Here is a 17100-nt window from a genome sequence, read left to right on the forward strand (position 1 = left end):
TTGGCGGGAATCCGCGCCAAAGAATGTAAATGAAATGTGACATCACAGCCCCAGCCTTGCACTGCGCTCGTTAGCGTCCCGCAAGGCTGTCAGCTTTGCCTTACAACGACCAATAACAGGGTTCGATATGGGGCAGTACCGCCCTCATCTTCCACAATCGAGTCCTTGTGGGGTTGATGAGCCAGGCCTGCTCCCCCAACGCCAGCAGGGGCAGATCGTGCAGGCTGTCACTCAGGGTGAGTGCGGCCTCCAGGGTCAGGAGCTCAGGCAGCAGCTTGTGCCTGCCATGGCAATAGAAGCGCGGCACCAGGCCGCCGAAACGGTAACCCATCCGCGAGCCGATGATGCGGTGAGGGAGCCTTGGCAGTTGACGATGGAGCTGGGCACGGACCAGGGCGCGGGGACTGGCGGAGATGACCCAGCAGCGGTGCCCCTCCCCCGTCAGGAGGGCTCGCGCCTCCCGATACAGACCGGGCCGGGTCAGGCTGTACTGCCGTACCAGGGCGCGCCAGGCCAGGGGGGATAGCCCGAGGGTGATGGCCCACCAGATGAGTGCAATGCCGCGACTGCGCTGACCTGGCAGCAGATAGATCACGGCACCGAACGCCATCAGTGGCCACAGCAGCAGCGGCCAGATACGGCGGCGCAAGATGAAACGCAGCAACCCCGCATGGCTGTCATCCGGCGCTAGGGTGTCATCGAAGTCGGCCAGGATCCAGCCGTGGGCTGGGACTCTCGCGGTTGCTGCGCTCATTCGGTGATCTCTGCGATGGCGGCATGCAACTCGGGCAGGAGGAACAGCGCTCCTTCATCGGGCGGACAAACGAGATCGAAGCTCTCACCTGCCAGGGTGAAGGCGAGGCGCCAGGCGTGCAGATAACCGCGATCCGCCGCCGTGCCGCCGTAACGCTCATCTCCGAGGATGGGGGCTCCCACGCTCTTCAAGGCCACCCGGATCTGGTGGGTCTTGCCGGTCCGGGGCTTGATACGATAAAGGCGCAGCCCCTCGCGCACCGAAACGGAGTCGAACCAGCTAATGGCCGGGTTATCCTGGGTGCGGCTCAGCATCCAGCTGCCGCCTCGCCCTTTCTCCATGTCACCCTTCACCCAGCCCTGCTTCTTCTTCGGCTTGCGATCGGAGAGTGCCAGATACTGCTTGCTCACTTCCCGCGCCGCAAAAGCCATGCTGAGGGCGCGATTCGCTTCGGCGGTGCGGGCCAGCAGCACCAGCCCAGAGGTCATCTTGTCCAGTCGATGGACCGGATAGAGGTCAAGACCGGTATCCATTCTGACCCGATTGACGAGACCCGGCTCGCCGGCATCATCGTGCATGCCAATGCCCGGACGCTTGTTGATCACCATGAAATCTTTGTGCTGCAATTGTATCCGGTACATGTATAACCCTTTAGAATGTTATTTGTTAACAACTTGAATGCAGGCCTGCAGGCCATCTTCATGGACCCTCAGCACAAGAATCGCACGAATGAAAAAATGCCTGTTTTGGCTGTTGTTGCTTGGCATCACTTGCTTCTCGCCCCTCCAGGCCAGTGAACGGACACGTGATCTGCCGGAGAAGGTGGTATTGCAGTTGCGCTGGCTGCATCAGCCCCAGTTTGTGGGCTATCACATGGCCAAGGCCAAGGGGTATTACGCCGACGCTGGTCTGGATGTCGAGATAAGGCCAGGTGGCAAGGGAATAAGTCCGGTTCAGGAGGTGCTGGCCGGACGCGCCGACTTTGGCGTCGGCAACACCGAGGTGCTGACCCACTACGCCCAGGGCAAGCCGCTGCTGGCGCTGGCCAGCGTCTACCAGCACTCTCCCTCCATCTTCCTGGCACGCCGCGACAGCGGCATTCTCACCGTTGCGGACATGCGTGGCAAACGGATCATGATGTTTCCGGGTCATCAGGATGCAGAACTGCTGGCCACCCTCTACTATCAGGGGCTTCACGAGCGCCAGCTCATCCCGGTCCCCACTTCGGTCAACATCGACGATCTGATCGCCGGCCGGATAGACATCTTCAACGCCTATCTGAGCAATGAGCCCTTCTATCTGGAAGAGCGCGGCATCTCGGTGTCCGTCATCAACCCTCGCAACTACGGCATCGATTTCTACAGCGACATTCTCTTCACCACCCAGGCACAGGAGCGGCTCAATCCGGAGCGGGTGGCACGTTTTCGTGCAGCCAGCCTCAAGGGATGGCGCTATGCCCTCACCCACCCCGAGGAAGCCATCGCCCTGCTGCGCACAGAGTATGGCGTCAACCGCAGTCAGGCCCACATGGAATACGAGTTGCAGATGAGCAAGGAGATGATCCAGCCGCTCTATGTGGAGATCGGGTATATGAATCCGGATCGCTTCGCTCACATCATGCAGCAGCTGGTGGAGATAGGCCTCCTTGCCAAACCGGTCTCCCTGACCCGTTTTCTCTATCAGGTTCCCTCAGAACAGTGGAGCTTCTGGCGTCCATGGTTCCTGCTGAGCCTGGGGGTTGGTGGTCTCATCCTGCTGCTCTCCCTCTATCTTCTGATGAGCAACAAGCGGCTCAACCAGGAAGTGGCCCTGCGCAAACAGCGAGAGCAGGAGATACTGCAACTGGCCCGCCTCGATCCCCTTACCGGGCTGCCCAATCGCCTGAGCCTGATGGAGCAGTTGAAACACCAGGTGCAAAGCGACAATCCGGGCTGCCTGCTGTTTTGCGATCTCAATGACTTCAAGCGCATCAACGACAACTTCGGCCACAGCCAGGGGGATGCCATCCTCTGCCAGCTGGCCCGACGGATCCACGGCGCCATCGGCCACCAGTGCTATTTTGCCCGCTTGGCGGGGGACGAGTTCATCCTGCTGCTGCCGGGCTACGATATCCGTCAGGCAGAGGAGGTCACCGCCGTGATCCGCCAGGCCATGCAGGCCCCCTTCGTGGTCAATGACCAGCCGATGCAGGTGGGCATCAGTATCGGCGTCAGCCACTACCAGCATGACTGGAGCCCGGAGCAGTGGCTCATCCAGGCCGACAGGGCCATGTATTGTGACAAGGGTGGCCGCGTCATCACGCTGGCGGAGCAGTCCGGCTGACTTGCTCATCTCCCGGCACACAGATCCGATACCCCCGTGAAACCGATAAACAGGAAGGCCACCCCAGGGGTGGCCTTCCTGCATTGCATGAGTCTGACCGCTCTTACCCGAAGGTCTGCCCCAGGGATTTGAGCTGGCGAGCCTTGGTGAGCAGGATGTCGCTCGAGGCGTCCATGTCCTGCATCTTGTTACTGTTGGTGTGGGAGTGCTGGGAGATGGCGTTGACGTTGCGGCTGATGTCCTCCACCACCGCCTGTTGCTCCTCTGCCGCCGTCGAGATCTGGGCCGAGAGGTCCACCACCCGTTCTATTTCCGCCAACACCTGATGCAGGCTCTCTGATCCCTGGCGGGTCAGGGTCACGCAGGATTGGGTCTGTTGCAGGTTCTGCTGCATCATGCCCTTCCAGCCGTTCAGGGTACGCTGGATCTGGCCTATGCTGCTCTGGATCTGTTCGGTCGCCTTGTGGGTGCGCGTGGAGAGGGTTCGCACCTCGTCCGCCACCACCGCAAAGCCTCGCCCCTGCTCCCCTGCCCGCGCCGCCTCGATGGCGGCGTTGAGCGCCAGCAGATTGGTCTGATCCGCAATGCCCTGGATCTCGCTCATCAGCACACCGATGCGGTCCGACTCCTCCGCCAGTGCCACGGCGGCCGTGAAGGCATGCTCTGCCTGGGTGGCCAGCTCCGTCACCCTGTGCTGGGTATCTTCCAGTTGCTGATCGGTGTGTTGGCAGTGCGCCTTGGCCTGGGCTATCTGGTTGTCCGTCTCCAGGATATTGCGGGCAATCTCGTGGGCTGTCGCCGCCATCTCGGTGATGGCCGTCGCCACCTGCTGGGTCTGGACATCCTGTTCGGCGATGTCGGCGCTCGCCTCGCTGGAGGCTGTTTTCAGATGCACCGCGAGATCCTGCAGGGAGAGGGTCGCATCGTCCACTCGTCCAAGGACGGTGCGGATCCTGGCCTGCAACAGCTTGATGTGGAAGTCTGCAATGGCACTGGCATCCTCCCCCGAATAGATGAGCCGGGTCAGGCTGTCATATTCGTCCGCGAGCTGTCGCAGATAACGGGGGGTAGTGATGAGGGTGTCACGATAGATCAGGGCCAGCCACAAGAGAGGCAACAGGGTGAACAACGGCCCCCAGGGCCCCATCAGATAGGCCCCCCCTGCCAGCATCAGCAAGACACCGATGATGGCCAGCCCGTGGCGCATCGGGCGCAGGCTCAATCCGCCCTTTCGCTCCCCCCGCTCCACGCTCTTCAATCTGGCATAGGTGCGCCCGGCCACGGCTTTCATCTCTGGCGCGGCGCGACTGCGGACCGACTGGTAGCCATTGATCCGCCCCTGCTCGAAGATAGGGGTGACATAGGCATCCACCCAATAGTAACGCCCATCCTTGCAGCGGTTTTTCACCATGCCGCGCCAGGGTTTGCCCTGCTTGAGCTGGTCAGCAAAGGCGGCCTTGGGCATGTCCGGGTGGCGAACCATGTTGTGGTGCTGGCCGATGAGCTCGGCCCGGCTGTACCCCGCTACCCGGCAGAAGTGATCATTGGCGTAGGTGATCACACCCTGCAGGTCCGTAGTGGAGACCAGCTGTTCATTGGCAGGAAAATCCACCTCTTCGTCGATGAGATGAACCTGGCTTTTCTTCATGGCGCACACCCCTTGTTTGATCACCCACTGAGCGTAGCCAAACGCCTACGGGCAAGCAACGCAGAGACCCAGTCGGGGAGGATGGCTGAGACACAATTTGCATCCTGTTTGACGCCGCGCAAGATTTTGACCCCAAAAGCCCAGGTTTGGCCAAAAAACACTCGGCATTTTCCCAGGTTCACCGCTCTCCCACACGATGCATCACACCAAAAAATGGTTCCAACGAGTCTGTGGTGCTGGCGTTGCCAGGGGTCCGTCAGGGGAGAGCACACTTGATACGACCTTGGACCTAAGCATAATTGACGTTAACGTAAACGTAGTGTGAGATGATACCGTTCACCCTACACATCCAGCAGACACGCACCCCATGAAAGGAGTCACCATGTCCCACCTCTCCCCCTCGGCCGGCAAGCGTTTTCGCACGGCCCTGGCCAACGAAAAGCCCCTGCAGATAGTCGGCACCATCAATGCCTACATGGCGCTGATGGCCGAGCGCAGCGGCTTCCAGGCCCTCTATCTCTCCGGCGCCGGGGTAGCGAACGCCTCCTATGGCCTGCCGGACCTCGGCATGACTTCCATGAATGACGTGCTCATCGATGCCGAACGCATCACGGCTGCCACACAGGTGCCACTCCTGGTGGACATCGACACCGGCTGGGGGGGCGCCTTCAACATCGCCCGCACCATCCGCGCCTTCGAGCGTGGCGGTGTGGCCGCCGTCCACATGGAAGATCAGGTGGCCCAGAAGCGTTGCGGCCACAGGCCCAACAAGGCCGTGGTCAGCGTCACCGAGATGGTGGACAGGATCAAGGCCGCGGTGGATGCCCGCCAGGACGAGAGTTTCGTCATCATGGCCCGCACCGACGCCCTGGCGGTGGAAGGGCTGGGCTCGGCCCTGGAGCGCACCGCCGCCTATGTGGAGGCGGGCGCCGACATGATCTTCGCCGAAGCGGTCACCGAGCTGGATCAGTACGATCGCTTCAGGCAGGCGGCCGGGGTGCCGATCCTCGCCAACATGACCGAGTTCGGCAAGACCGCGCTGTTTGACAAGGAGGCGCTCGCCTTGCATGGCGTGGACATGGTGCTCTACCCCCTGAGCGCCGCCCGTGCCGCCAACCAGGCCGCCCTCAACGTCTATCAGACGCTTCGCCGCGACGGCCACCAGCGCGCCGTGGTCGACACCATGCAGACCCGGGAGTCCCTCTACGATTTTCTCGGTTACCACCACTACGAGCAGACCCTGGACAGGCTGTTCACCCAGGATCTGTCGACCAAGGAATAAGACGGCGACCGGCCGCCTTATGCTGGCGGCTGGCGCATCAATGGACTGAATGAGGAAACATGTGATGAGCGCCCTGCCCGAAACCACCGGCTTCAAGCCGAAGAAATCCGTCGCCCTTTCCGGCACCGCCGCCGGCAATACCGCCCTGTGCACCGTGGGCCTCAGCGGCAACGATCTGCACTACCGTGGCTACGACATCCTGGACGTGGCCACCAGCTGCGAGTTTGAAGAGATAGCCCACCTGCTGGTGCACGGCCACCTGCCCAATGTGGCGGAGCTCGCCGCCTACAAGGCCAAGCTCAAGGCCCTGCGCGGCCTGCCCACCGGGGTCAGGACCGCCCTGGAGCAGTTGCCTCCCTCCGCCCACCCCATGGACGTGATGCGCACCGCCGTCTCCGTGCTGGGGTGCCTGTCGCCGGAGAAGGACGATCACAACCACCCGGGCGCCCGGGATATCGCCGACAAGCTGATGGCCTGTCTCGGCTCCGTGTTGCTCTACTGGTACCACTTCAGTCACAACGGTAAACGCATCCATGTGGAGACCGACGACGACTCCATCGGCGGCCACTTCCTGCACCTGCTGCACGGGCACAAGCCACGCGACTCCTGGGTTCGCGCCATGCACACCTCCCTCATCCTCTACGCCGAGCACGAGTTCAACGCCTCCACCTTCACCGGCCGCGTCATCGCCGGTACCGGCTCGGACATGTTCTCCTGCATCACGGGGGCCATCGGTGCCCTGCGCGGGCCCAAGCACGGAGGCGCCAACGAGGTGGCCTTCGAGATCCAGAAGCGCTACGAGAACCCGGACGAGGCGGAGGCCGACATTCGCGCTCGGGTCGAGAAAAAAGAAGTGGTCATCGGCTTCGGCCACCCGGTCTACACCGTCTCCGATCCCCGCAACAAGGTGATCAAGGAGGTGGCGCGCGAACTCAGCCAGGAGCAGCACAACACCAAGATGTTCGATATCGCCGAGCGGCTGGAATCCACCATGTGGGAGGTCAAGAAGATGTTCCCGAACCTCGACTGGTTCAGCGCCGTCAGCTACCACATGATGGGGGTGCCCACCGCCATGTTCACCCCGCTGTTCGTCATCGCCCGCACCTCAGGCTGGTCGGCCCACGTCATCGAGCAACGCATCGACGGCAAGATCATCCGCCCGAGCGCCAACTACGTCGGCCCGGAGGATCTCAGGTTCGTGCCGCTCAAGGAGCGCAAGTGATGATCAACACGCAATATCGCAAGCCCCTGCCCGGCACGGCGCTCGACTACTTCGACGCCAGGGAGGCGGTCGACGCCATCGCCCCGGGCGCCTGGGACAGGCTCTACTACACCGCCCGCGTGCACGCCGAGAAGAATCAGGAGCGCAAGTGATGATCAACACGCAATATCGCAAGCCCCTGCCCGGCACGGCGCTCGACTACTTCGATGCCAGGGAGGCGGTCAACGCCATCGCCCCCGGCGCCTGGGACAGGCTCTCCTACACCGCCCGCGTCCACGCCGAGAACCTGGTGCGTCGGTGCGATCCGACCATCCTCGGCGAGTGCCTCGGCCAGATAGTCCATGGCAAGCGCGATCGCGACTTTCCCTGGTTCCCGGCGCGGGTGGTGTGTCACGACATCCTGGGGCAGACCGCCCTGGTGGACCTCGCGGGCCTTCGCGACGCCATCGCCGAGCAGGGTGGCGATCCCGCCCAGGTGAACCCTGTGGTGCCGGTGCAGCTCATCGTCGACCATTCCCTCGCCGTTGAGTGCGGCGGCTTTGACCCCCAGGCGTTCGAGAAGAACCGCGCCATCGAGGATCGCCGCAACGAGGATCGTTTCCACTTCATCGACTGGACCAAGCAGGCGTTCAAGAACATCGAGGTGATCCCGCCGGGCAACGGCATCATGCACCAGATCAACCTGGAGAAGATGTCCCCTGTCATCCACGCCGATCGCGGCCTCGCCTACCCGGATACCTGCGTCGGCACCGACAGCCACACCCCCCACGTTGACGCTCTGGGCGTCATCGCGGTGGGGGTGGGTGGGTTAGAGGCCGAGAACGTCATGCTGGGGCGCGCCTCCTGGATGCGGCTGCCTTCGATCGTCGGCGTGGAGCTCTCCGGCAAGCCGCAACCCGGCATCACCGCCACGGACCTGGTGCTGTCGCTCACCGAATTCCTGCGCCAGCAGAAGGTAGTCGGGGCCTATCTGGAGTTTCGTGGCGAGGGCGCCGCCGCCCTCACCCTCGGCGATCGGGCCACCATCTCCAACATGGCACCGGAATACGGCGCTACCGCGGCCATGTTCTTCATCGACCAGCAGACCCTCGACTACCTCAAGCTCACCGGCCGTGACGACGAGCAGGTCAGGCTGGTGGAAACCTATGCCAGGGAGGCCGGCCTCTGGGCCGATGCCCTGGCGAGCGCCCAGTACGAGCGGGTGCTGCACTTTGACTTGTCGAGCGTGGTGCGCACCCTGGCGGGCCCCTCCAACCCCCATCGCCGCCTGCCGGTCTCCGCCCTGGCGGAGCGCGGTATCGCGGTGAATCTGGACAAGGCTCGCGCCCAGGAGGCGGACGGCCTCTTGCCCGATGGCGCCGTCATCATCGCCGCCATCACCAGTTGCACCAACACCAGCAACCCGCGCAACGTGATTGCCGCGGGCCTGTTGGCCCGCAACGCCAACCGGCTCGGTCTGGTGCGCAAGCCCTGGGTCAAGTCGTCCCTGGCCCCCGGATCCAAGACAGTCGCCCTCTACTTGAAAGAGGCGGGACTGGACGAGGAACTTGAGCGGCTCGGCTTCGGCGTCGTGGCCTTTGCCTGCACCACCTGCAACGGCATGTCCGGTGCCCTGGATCCCACCATTCAGCAGGAGATCATCGAGCGGGACCTCTATGCCACGGCGGTGCTGTCCGGCAACCGCAACTTCGACGGCCGCATCCATCCCTATGCCAAGCAGGCGTTTCTCGCCTCCCCGCCCCTGGTGGTGGCCTACGCCATCGCCGGCACCATCCGCTTCGACATTGAAAAAGATGTGCTGGGGGTGATGGACGGCAAGGAAATTCGCCTCAAAGACATCTGGCCGTCTGATGAAGAGATCGACGCCGTGGTCAAGGCGTCGGTCAAGCCGTCCCAGTTCCGCCAGGTCTATATCCCCATGTTCACCCAGGAAGAGGATCAGGGTCCCAAGGTGACGCCCCTGTACGACTGGCGTACGCAAAGCACCTATATCCGTCGCCCGCCTTACTGGGAGGGGGCACTGGCGGGCGAGCGCACCCTGCGCGGCATGCGGCCCCTGGCGCTGTTGCCGGACAACATCACCACAGACCACCTCTCCCCTTCCAACGCCATCCTGCCCGGCAGCGCGGCGGGGGAATACCTGGCGAAGATGGGCCTGCCGGAGGAGGACTTCAACTCCTACGCCACCCACCGCGGCGATCACCTGACCGCCCAGCGCGCCACCTTCGCCAACCCCCAGCTGGTCAACGAGATGGCGGTGGTGAACGGCGTGGTGCAGAAGGGGTCCCTCGCCCGCGTCGAGCCGGATGGCAAAGTGATGCGGATGTGGGAAGCCATCGAGACCTACATGGCACGCAAGCAGCCCCTCATCATCGTGGCCGGTGCCGACTACGGTCAGGGCTCGTCCCGGGACTGGGCGGCCAAGGGGGTGCGCCTTGCCGGGGTGGAGGTGATCGCGGCGGAAGGCTTCGAGCGTATTCACCGCACCAACCTCATCGGTATGGGGGTGCTGCCGCTCGAGTTCAAACCGGGCACCACCCGCCTCACGCTGGGCCTCGATGGCACCGAGACCTATGACGTGGTGGGGGAGCGCCAGCCGCGCACCGATCTCACTCTGGTGATCCGCCGTCGCAGCGGCGAAGTGATCCAGGTGCCCATGACCTGCCGCCTCGACACCGCCGAGGAGGTCTCGGTCTATGAGGCAGGTGGCGTGCTGCAACGCTTCGCCCAGGATTTCCTGGCGTCAGCTGCGCAAAAGGCCGCAAGCTAAATCGCAACCCCGCTCCGCCCCTTTGAAAAAGGGGAAGGCATAAAGCACCCTCTCCCTTTGAGAGAGGGTTGGGGTGAGGGGACATCCCCCTCATTCGCCCTTCGGGCACCTTCTCCCAGAGGGAGCAGGATCTATGACTCTTTTCAGGACACTCTCTATGGCCCACATACCACAAGTAAAAATCCCGGCCACCTACCTTCGTGGCGGCACCAGCAAGGGGGTCTTCTTTCGCTTATCTGACCTGCCCGAGCGCTGCCAGCAGCCGGGCCCGGCACGGGATGCCCTCTTCCTGCGGGTCATCGGCAGCCCCGACCCCTACGGCGCCCACATGGACGGCATGGGGGGGGCCACCTCCTCCACAGCCAAGTGCGTGATCCTCTCCAAAAGCCAGCAACCCGATCACGATGTGGACTACCTCTACGGCCAGGTCGCCATCGACAAGGCATTCGTGGACTGGAGCGGCAACTGCGGCAACCTCTCCACCGGCGCCGGGGCCTTCGCCATCCACGCCGGCCTGGTGGACCCGTCCCGCATCCCGGAGCACGGCACCTGTGAGGTGCGCATCTGGCAGGCCAATATCGGCAAAACCATCCTCGCCCACGTGCCGGTGACAAACGGCCAGGTGCAGGAGACAGGCGATTTCGAGCTGGACGGGGTGACCTTCCCCGCCGCCGAGATCGTGCTGGAGTTTCTCGACCCGTCCGACGAGGGTGAAGACGGCGGCGCCCTCTTCCCCACCGGCAATCTGGTGGACGATCTGGAGGTACCCGCGTCTGTTGTAAAGAGCGGCGTACTGAAAGCCACCCTGATCAGCGCCGGCATCCCCACGGTGTTCGTCAACGCCGAGGACATTGGTTATGAGGGCACCGAGCTGCGCGAGGCGATCAACACAGACCCGCAAGCGCTCGCCCGTTTCGAGGCGATCCGGGTTGCCGGTGCCCTGCGCATGGGGCTCATCAAGCGCCCCGAAGAGGCGGCCACTCGCCAGCACACCCCGAAAATTGCCTTCGTCGCACCCGCCAAGGATTACCGCACCGCCAGCGGCAAGGAGATTATTGCCGGCGAGATCGATCTGCTGGTGCGGGCCCTCTCCATGGGCAAGCTGCACCACGCCATGATGGGCACCTGCGCCGTGACCATCGGCACGGCGGCGGCCATTCCCGGCACCCTCGTCAATCTGGCCGCCGGGGGCGGCGAGCGCGAAGCGGTGCGCTTCGGCCACCCCTCCGGCACCCTGAGAGTCGGAGCCCAGGCAGAGCAGGTAGCGGGACAGTGGACGGTCACCAAGGCGGTGATGTCCCGCTCCGCCCGCATCCTGATGGAAGGCTGGGTGCGGGTCCCTGGAAATGCCTTCTAGCCCGCTGCGGCATCACACCGACCAGGCCAGCCAGACGAAAAGAGCCCCAAGGCGACTGCCTCAGGGCTCTTTTTTGAATGTTTCAGGCTGTGAAAATCACATCATCATTGCGGTCTTGCCACACACTCAACCTTTCTTGGCACATTGTGCTTCGCGTCCCCGCCGATGAGCCGCTTGACCTGCCCTGGTGGGCAGCGACCGTCATCCACATAGGCGGTCTCCCCAAGGGGCAGCCTGCCTGGGGGTGGATCCTGACTCAGATAGGTGACGGGAATGGGCGCAGGCGCAAACCCACTGCACCCCGACATCAGGAGTGCGCCGCACCACAGAGCCAGCATGCCTCCCCTCTTTCCTGCAACCGCCATCGCTCACTCCCTGCCTCTGTCGGGGCACCGACCCGGCGCCCCTCGTTTCGGCAGTGTACCCAGGGATGGCGCCGGACCGACACCCGTCTCCGGCGCCGTTGTGACGATTCCAGACACAGACAAAAATATCGGCTTTTCACGGCTTCGACCCGTAGTAGTGGGTCAGCAGGGCATCGGCCTCGTCCACGGAGATCGCCATCTGCGGCCAGCGCGCGGCCTTCTCCCTGATGTCCCGCAGGCTCCCCAGCTCCGGGCGCAGTGCGCTGCCGAGGTGGCGGTTCAAGGCATCAAAGCGGGCGATCACCCCCTGTCGGCTGAAGTGCCCGGGCGCCAGATCCATCCGGTAGCCCTGAAACAGCCACTGGAGTCCCTGATAGACGGCGGGGTGGTAGACGCTGTGATGATCCTCCTCCTCGAAGTAGCGGCTGGTGACGTGCAGGTTTGCGCCGGGTGCCCCCACTACCTGCCGCGCAAACTGCTGCAGGCGATCCCGGTGAAACGCCGAGCGCCCGAATCCCGGGGTGAAGGGGTTGTTGGCCACCGCCATAAACAGCGAGGAGGCGTGCTTGAGCGGCCCGGTCAACTCCGACGCGATGCGCTCGTAATTGCGGGGGTAATCGAACCAGAGGCTGGCGTCGATGGCGATCACACCCTGGAACTGGCCGCCGTCTTGCGCCTGTGCATCGAGCGCCAGCAGGCCGCCGAGGGAGTGGCCCACCAGCAGGGCCGGCGCCCGGGTCCGAAACCTCTCCTCGATGAGGGGGCGCAGCTCCTCACTCAGATAGCGCAGGAACCGGGGCCCGCCCCCCGTCACGGCATAGCCGGGCCCCGCCGGTGCCCCATTTGGCAAGGTCATGGTGTGGCTCGGGGTGTAATCCCGCATCCGGTCGGTGTTGTGGACCGCGACGATGATGAGGGGGGGAATAGCCGGATTGAGCCCGGCCCGCAGGGCCCGGGTGATGCCGACAACCTCCAGCAGGCTCTTCTCCCCGTCGAGCAGATAGAGCACGGGGAACCGAGCCCCGGGCTCGCGTTCATATTCCTGGGGCAGGGAGACGCTGTATTGCCGCGTCTCCCCCAGCAGGGCCGAATGGTGGGTGAAGCGCTGTGCGTAGTGGAGCATGTCTGCCTGGGCAGAAGAGAGTGTGATCATGGTGAGCAGCAGGATGATGAGTCTTGTCATGGGATGAACCAGGATTGTGTCGCCAGCCTTGGGGATCCCCCGTAGGGCGGCGCACAGAGACGGTAGCAGGGCCCGCAGGCCCTGCTGTCGTCGGTCGTTACAGCTTGTAGGTGAAGCCTGCCATCAGGTTCGCCGGCTCGCCGTACATGTTGAAGGTGCTGGTGGAGCCGACCCGGTAGAAGTACTCCCGGTCGAGCAGGTTGTAGAGGTTCAGGGTCGCCTGCATTCTGTCGTTGATCTCGTAACGCACCGCCGCATCGAACAGGGCATAGCCCCCCTGGTGGGTCTCGACCCCCTTCTGGTTGAAGCCGTAGTCGCTCACCGCCGTCATCCCGGCCCCGAGGTGCAGCCCCTGCACCCAGTCGGCCAGGTGGTAGTCGGTCCAGAGGGAGAGGGCGTGACGGGGAATGGTGTCGAATTTCGGGTTGTGATCCCCGGCCTTCTCCTCGATGTCGGTGAAGGTATAGCCGGCCATCACCATCCAGTTCTGGCTGAGATAGCCGCTCGCCTCCAGCTCCACCCCTTGCGTCTCCACCTTGCCGGTAGCCCAGTAGGTGTTGGTGATGGCGATGCCCTGATCGTCGTAGGCCTGGGCCGCGATGTTGTCGTCCTTCATCAGGAAGAGGGTCGCCCGGGTGTTGAGCAGGCCGTCACGCAGCGAGGACTTGATGCCGGTCTCCCACTGGCTGCCCTCCCGGGGCTTGAGCAGGTTGCCGCTCTCGTCCTGGCTGGTCTGGGGCTTGAACACCTTGGAGTAGCTGGCATACCAGGCGTGTTCGTCGCTCAGGTCATAGACGGCCCCCGCGTAGGGGGTGAGCTTGCCGTTGAACGTACCGGACTCGCCGCTCTGGGCTCCGGAACTCAGGGTCGTGCTGACGGCATCCAGATCGTACCAGGAGACGCGGGCCCCGGTGATCACCGCCAGCGGCTCCAGCAGACGCCAGGTCACCTTGCCATACAGACCGAGCTCCGACTGCTCCTCATGGTCATTCTTGGTGTAGCTGTAGTCCGGCTTGGCGACCCGGGTCGGGTCGAAATCGAACACATTGATCTTGCCGAGGTTGCGGTTGGTGTAGGTCTGAATGTCCGACTCGTAGCGCTTGTAGTCGGAGCCCAACACAAACTCGCTCTTGTGCCCCAACAGATCGAACATCTGACTGTAGTTGGCATCGAAGGCCATGTTCTTCTGCTGGTTTCCCTGGCCGTTGAACATCAGCCCGGTGTTGCCCGCCGCGTCCACGGGGCCGTTGGTGAAGGTCTGCTCCAGCCGCATGTCGTGATCCATGTAGCGGGCCGAGACCTGACCCACCCCGCCGTTGGCAAAGGCGTGTTGCAGCGAGGCCCCCACATCCGTGGTGTCGGCGTCGAAGAAGTCTTCAGCCGACCCCAGGTAGGTGCTGCGGCCGATGTCGAGCAGGGAGCCGTCCTTGTACGCCGGCAGGCCGTTGGTGGGCAGGATGTCCTTGGTCTGGTGCAGGGCGTAGACGGAGAGGCGGGTGCGATCCGAGAGATCGAACTCCAGGGTGCCGTAGTAGGTACCGTTGTCGTTGTTGTTGTAGTCCACCTGGTTCTTGATGTCGGCGTTGGCCACCACGACGCGGCCGCGCAGGGAACCCTCGTCGTTGAGTGCGCCCCCCATGTCCGCCTCCAGGTAATGCCTGTCCCAGCTGCCATAGCGCGCCGTGACCGAGCCCTTGAAGGCGTCGGTCGGACGCTTGAGCACCATGTTGATCACGCCCCCCAGCTCGCTGGTGCTGTTGAAGAGGCCGGAGGGGCCCCGCATGATCTCCACCCGATCCACCGCCGCCAGCGATGGCAGGGTGCCGTACTTGCTCTGCATGGGCGATGGCAGGCCGTTGAGGTTCACTTCGTCGTACTCATAGCCGCGGGAGAAGATGGAGGAGCGGCCGCTGTCGTTGACCAGGGTGCGCAGACCCGGCGTGAACTTGGCCAGATCGTCCACCGCCACGAAGTTGCGCTCCTCGATGTAGTCGTTGGTCAACACGGTGATCGACTGGGGGATGTCTTTGAGGGCCGCCGGCGTCTTGGTGCCAACGGTGGCCGAGTCGACCCCATAGCCTCCCGTCTCCTCCGACGGCGACATCCCGTAGAGTGGATTGCCATAGACAACCAGGGTTTCGTCCGGCTTGATGTCCGGTGTGTGTGCCCCTGCCGGGGCGGCAACGGTGACGGCCAGAGCGGCAGAGATGGCCAGCGCCAGCGGGCTTCGCGCTTTATCCTTCAAGACAACCATAGTAAGAGTGACCCCAAGATAGAGATGATAATCATTTTCATTTAATTTTCCGGGGGCTAATATATCACTCCATCTTCCGCCGCAGTTTTGCGGTGTGGTCATTTCACTCTTCGACATGGTCAAATTGCACATGACTGACACAGTGGCAAGGGATACCAGCGCACGCCAGCGAGGCCGCTTCACCGGCAGGGTGGAGAACCTGGTGATCCAGGAGGGTCTTCGCTTTCACAACAAGGACATCGTTCACAAGGCAGACTTCGCCACCGAGCGGGAGTTGCCGCCGCAGTTGATCATCGCCATTCCTCTCGAGAGCCGTGCCCTGATGACCTATGGCGCCACTCACAGGCTCAAGGGGTGCCGCTTCCATGAGTCCGACCCCATAGTGGCAACCGCCATCCTCTATACCGAGCCCGACATCGTGCAGGGGGCGGCCAAAGCCCAGGTGCGCAGCCGCAGCATCGTCCTCTCCCTGGACCACACCTGGCTCGCCCACAACCTGGCACAGGCGCATCGCAAGGCTTTCGCACAGACCTTCAGCCGCCATCTGAGCCGCGTCGACTGGACCCTGCCCGCGGCGCTTGGACAGATTGCGGAAGCGCTCAATCTCACCAGCAGCCAGAACGCCTCCGAGATGCTGATGCGCAAGGCCTTTGCCCTCAGTGTCTGGGAGAGCCTGATGACCAACCTCCAGCAGGCCGCCTCCCCCTGTTGCCAGCGCCAGAACGAGCAACCGACGCGCCTCAAGATGCTGCTCAGGGATGAAAAAGTGGACGAGATGACCCTGACCGAGATCGCGGCCACCCTCGGCATGAGCGTCTCCACCTTGCAGCGGGCCGCAAAAAAAGAGCTGGGCATGAGCCTGCAGCGCTACCTTCGCCAGCGAAAGCTGCAAGAAGCGCGGGCCAGGCTGGAGGCGCGCAGCCTCTCTCTGCAAGGGGCCGCCGCCCACGCCGGCTATGACCATGTGGCCAATTTCATCACGGCGTTTAGAAAGCAGTTCGGCTTCTCGCCGACGCGGATCGCCAGACAGGGTAAAGAGCAGGAACAGGCGCCCTCTGCAACGCCTTGAGCCTCCTTGTTCATGCGCAATACATCTTTGCTCTGGGATAGTAGGCACCACGCAGGTGGGGTGGCGCTTGAAATCAGCGCTCGTCATCCACACATTCAGTGCATACAATGCGTTAACGAAGCACACTTGGTCGCTTCACCCCGGAAATCAAGAGGACATCAAGATGGATACCCGTTCTATCTACACTGGCACCCAGGGTGCCGTGCGCGACACCAACAAGGTGCTGCGCAACACCTACATGCTGCTCTCCCTCACTCTTGGCTTCTCAGCCGTGGTAGCCGGGGTAGCGACCGTCATGGACATGCCGCCCCTGCACTGGGCCGTGTTCCTCATCGGTGTCTACGGCCTGATGTTCCTGACCGAGAAGAACCGTGACAACGGCATGGGGCTGGTGTTCACCTTCGCCCTGACCGGCCTGCTGGGCTATAGCCTCGGCCCCATCATCAACATGTACATGAACAACGGCGGCGGCGAGATCGTGATGACGGCGCTGGGCGGTACTGCGCTCACCTTCTTCGGCCTGTCTGCCTATGCCCTGACCACCAAGCGGGACCTCTCCTTCCTCGGCGGCATGCTGTTCGTCGGGTTCTGGGTACTGCTGGTAGCCATGGTCGCCAACATCTTCCTGCAGATGAGCGCCCTGAGCCTGGCCCTGTCCGCCATGTTCATGCTCTTCTCCTCCGGCGCCATCCTGCTGACCACCCAGCAGATCGTGCGCGGCGGCGAGACCAACTACATCTCTGCCACCGTCACCCTGTATGTCTCCATCTACAACATCTTCCTGAGCCTGCTGAGCCTGCTTGGCGGCAGCCGCAACTGATGGATGCTTAAGATGCACAAGACCCCGCTTCGGCGGGGTTTTTATTGGCGCCCA

14 protein-coding genes are annotated in these 17100 nt (G+C 63.2%); 8 read left to right on the forward strand and 6 right to left on the reverse strand.

Going from position 1 to position 17100, the window contains the following annotated elements; all coding sequences use genetic code 11:
* Window positions 1–100 precede the first annotated feature (100 nt).
* Together AB5Y50_RS03925 and AB5Y50_RS03930 are read right to left on the reverse strand one after the other, a co-directional pair.
* A complete protein-coding gene (locus tag AB5Y50_RS03925) occupies window positions 101–754 on the reverse strand; it encodes an HAD family hydrolase (RefSeq protein WP_010675124.1) in 654 nt (217 codons plus the stop codon).
* Window positions 751–1395, reverse strand: coding sequence for a TIGR01621 family pseudouridine synthase (locus AB5Y50_RS03930; RefSeq protein WP_029314720.1), 645 nt, complete (start codon window positions 1393–1395; stop codon window positions 751–753). Before AB5Y50_RS03930 ends, AB5Y50_RS03925 begins: the two co-directional genes overlap by 4 nt.
* 88 nt (window positions 1396–1483) lie before the next feature.
* Here AB5Y50_RS03930 and AB5Y50_RS03935 point away from each other — a divergent pair, with 88 nt between their 5' ends.
* Window positions 1484–3076 carry an ABC transporter substrate-binding protein gene (locus AB5Y50_RS03935; RefSeq protein WP_368162410.1) on the forward strand — a complete coding sequence of 531 codons (1593 nt, stop codon included), beginning with the start codon at window positions 1484–1486 and terminating at the stop codon, window positions 3074–3076.
* A gap of 103 nt (window positions 3077–3179) precedes the next feature.
* Here AB5Y50_RS03935 and AB5Y50_RS03940 read toward each other — a convergent pair whose 3' ends face one another.
* The gene (locus tag AB5Y50_RS03940; protein WP_368162411.1) at window positions 3180–4724 is read right to left on the reverse strand and encodes a methyl-accepting chemotaxis protein; all 1545 of its coding nucleotides are present in this window, start codon (window positions 4722–4724) and stop codon (window positions 3180–3182) included.
* A gap of 382 nt (window positions 4725–5106) precedes the next feature.
* On the opposite strand from AB5Y50_RS03940, the gene prpB reads away from it, so the two are divergent.
* The 5 genes from prpB (at window position 5107) to prpF (ending at window position 11355) form a co-directional block, all read left to right on the forward strand.
* Window positions 5107–6006: a methylisocitrate lyase gene (gene prpB, locus AB5Y50_RS03945; RefSeq protein ID WP_128296690.1), complete on the forward strand. Its 900-nt coding sequence runs from the start codon at window positions 5107–5109 to the stop codon at window positions 6004–6006.
* Window positions 6007–6070: 64 nt separating this feature from the next.
* Window positions 6071–7228: a 2-methylcitrate synthase gene (prpC, locus tag AB5Y50_RS03950; protein ID WP_368162412.1), complete on the forward strand. Its 1158-nt coding sequence runs from the start codon at window positions 6071–6073 to the stop codon at window positions 7226–7228.
* Window positions 7228–7380 (forward strand): hypothetical protein, encoded by a 153-nt coding sequence (locus AB5Y50_RS03955; protein ID WP_158656061.1) that lies wholly within the window; start codon window positions 7228–7230, stop codon window positions 7378–7380. The genes prpC and AB5Y50_RS03955 overlap by 1 nt, the downstream gene beginning before the upstream one ends.
* Window positions 7380–9998, forward strand: a complete 2619-nt coding sequence (gene acnD, locus AB5Y50_RS03960) for a Fe/S-dependent 2-methylisocitrate dehydratase AcnD (RefSeq protein WP_270829963.1) — start codon at window positions 7380–7382, stop codon at window positions 9996–9998. Before AB5Y50_RS03955 ends, acnD begins: the two co-directional genes overlap by 1 nt.
* Before the next feature lie 157 nt (window positions 9999–10155).
* Window positions 10156–11355: a 2-methylaconitate cis-trans isomerase PrpF gene (gene prpF / locus AB5Y50_RS03965; RefSeq protein WP_368162413.1), complete on the forward strand. Its 1200-nt coding sequence runs from the start codon at window positions 10156–10158 to the stop codon at window positions 11353–11355.
* Window positions 11356–11459: 104 nt separating this feature from the next.
* On the opposite strand, the gene AB5Y50_RS03970 is transcribed toward prpF, so the two are convergent.
* The 3 genes from AB5Y50_RS03970 to AB5Y50_RS03980 all read right to left on the reverse strand — a co-directional run bounded on the left by AB5Y50_RS03970 (window position 11460) and on the right by AB5Y50_RS03980 (window position 15148).
* Window positions 11460–11720, reverse strand: coding sequence for a DUF6719 family protein (locus AB5Y50_RS03970; RefSeq protein WP_039038793.1), 261 nt, complete (start codon window positions 11718–11720; stop codon window positions 11460–11462).
* Window positions 11721–11856: 136 nt separating this feature from the next.
* Window positions 11857–12903, reverse strand: coding sequence for an alpha/beta hydrolase (locus AB5Y50_RS03975; RefSeq protein WP_043155111.1), 1047 nt, complete (start codon window positions 12901–12903; stop codon window positions 11857–11859).
* Between the two features lie 97 nt (window positions 12904–13000).
* A complete protein-coding gene (locus AB5Y50_RS03980; protein ID WP_368162414.1) occupies window positions 13001–15148 on the reverse strand; it encodes a TonB-dependent siderophore receptor in 2148 nt (715 codons plus the stop codon).
* A gap of 139 nt (window positions 15149–15287) precedes the next feature.
* On the opposite strand from AB5Y50_RS03980, the gene AB5Y50_RS03985 reads away from it, so the two are divergent.
* Window positions 15288–16226 carry an AraC family transcriptional regulator gene (locus AB5Y50_RS03985; RefSeq protein WP_202395052.1) on the forward strand — a complete coding sequence of 313 codons (939 nt, stop codon included), beginning with the start codon at window positions 15288–15290 and terminating at the stop codon, window positions 16224–16226.
* A 163-nt stretch (window positions 16227–16389) separates the two neighbouring features.
* The gene (locus tag AB5Y50_RS03990) at window positions 16390–17046 is read left to right on the forward strand and encodes a Bax inhibitor-1/YccA family protein (RefSeq protein ID WP_368162415.1); all 657 of its coding nucleotides are present in this window, start codon (window positions 16390–16392) and stop codon (window positions 17044–17046) included.
* Window positions 17047–17100: the final 54 nt, after the last annotated feature.

The sequence above is a fragment of the Aeromonas sp. s6 genome, from assembly GCF_040907815.1.
GTDB lineage: Bacteria > Pseudomonadota > Gammaproteobacteria > Enterobacterales > Aeromonadaceae > Aeromonas > Aeromonas caviae.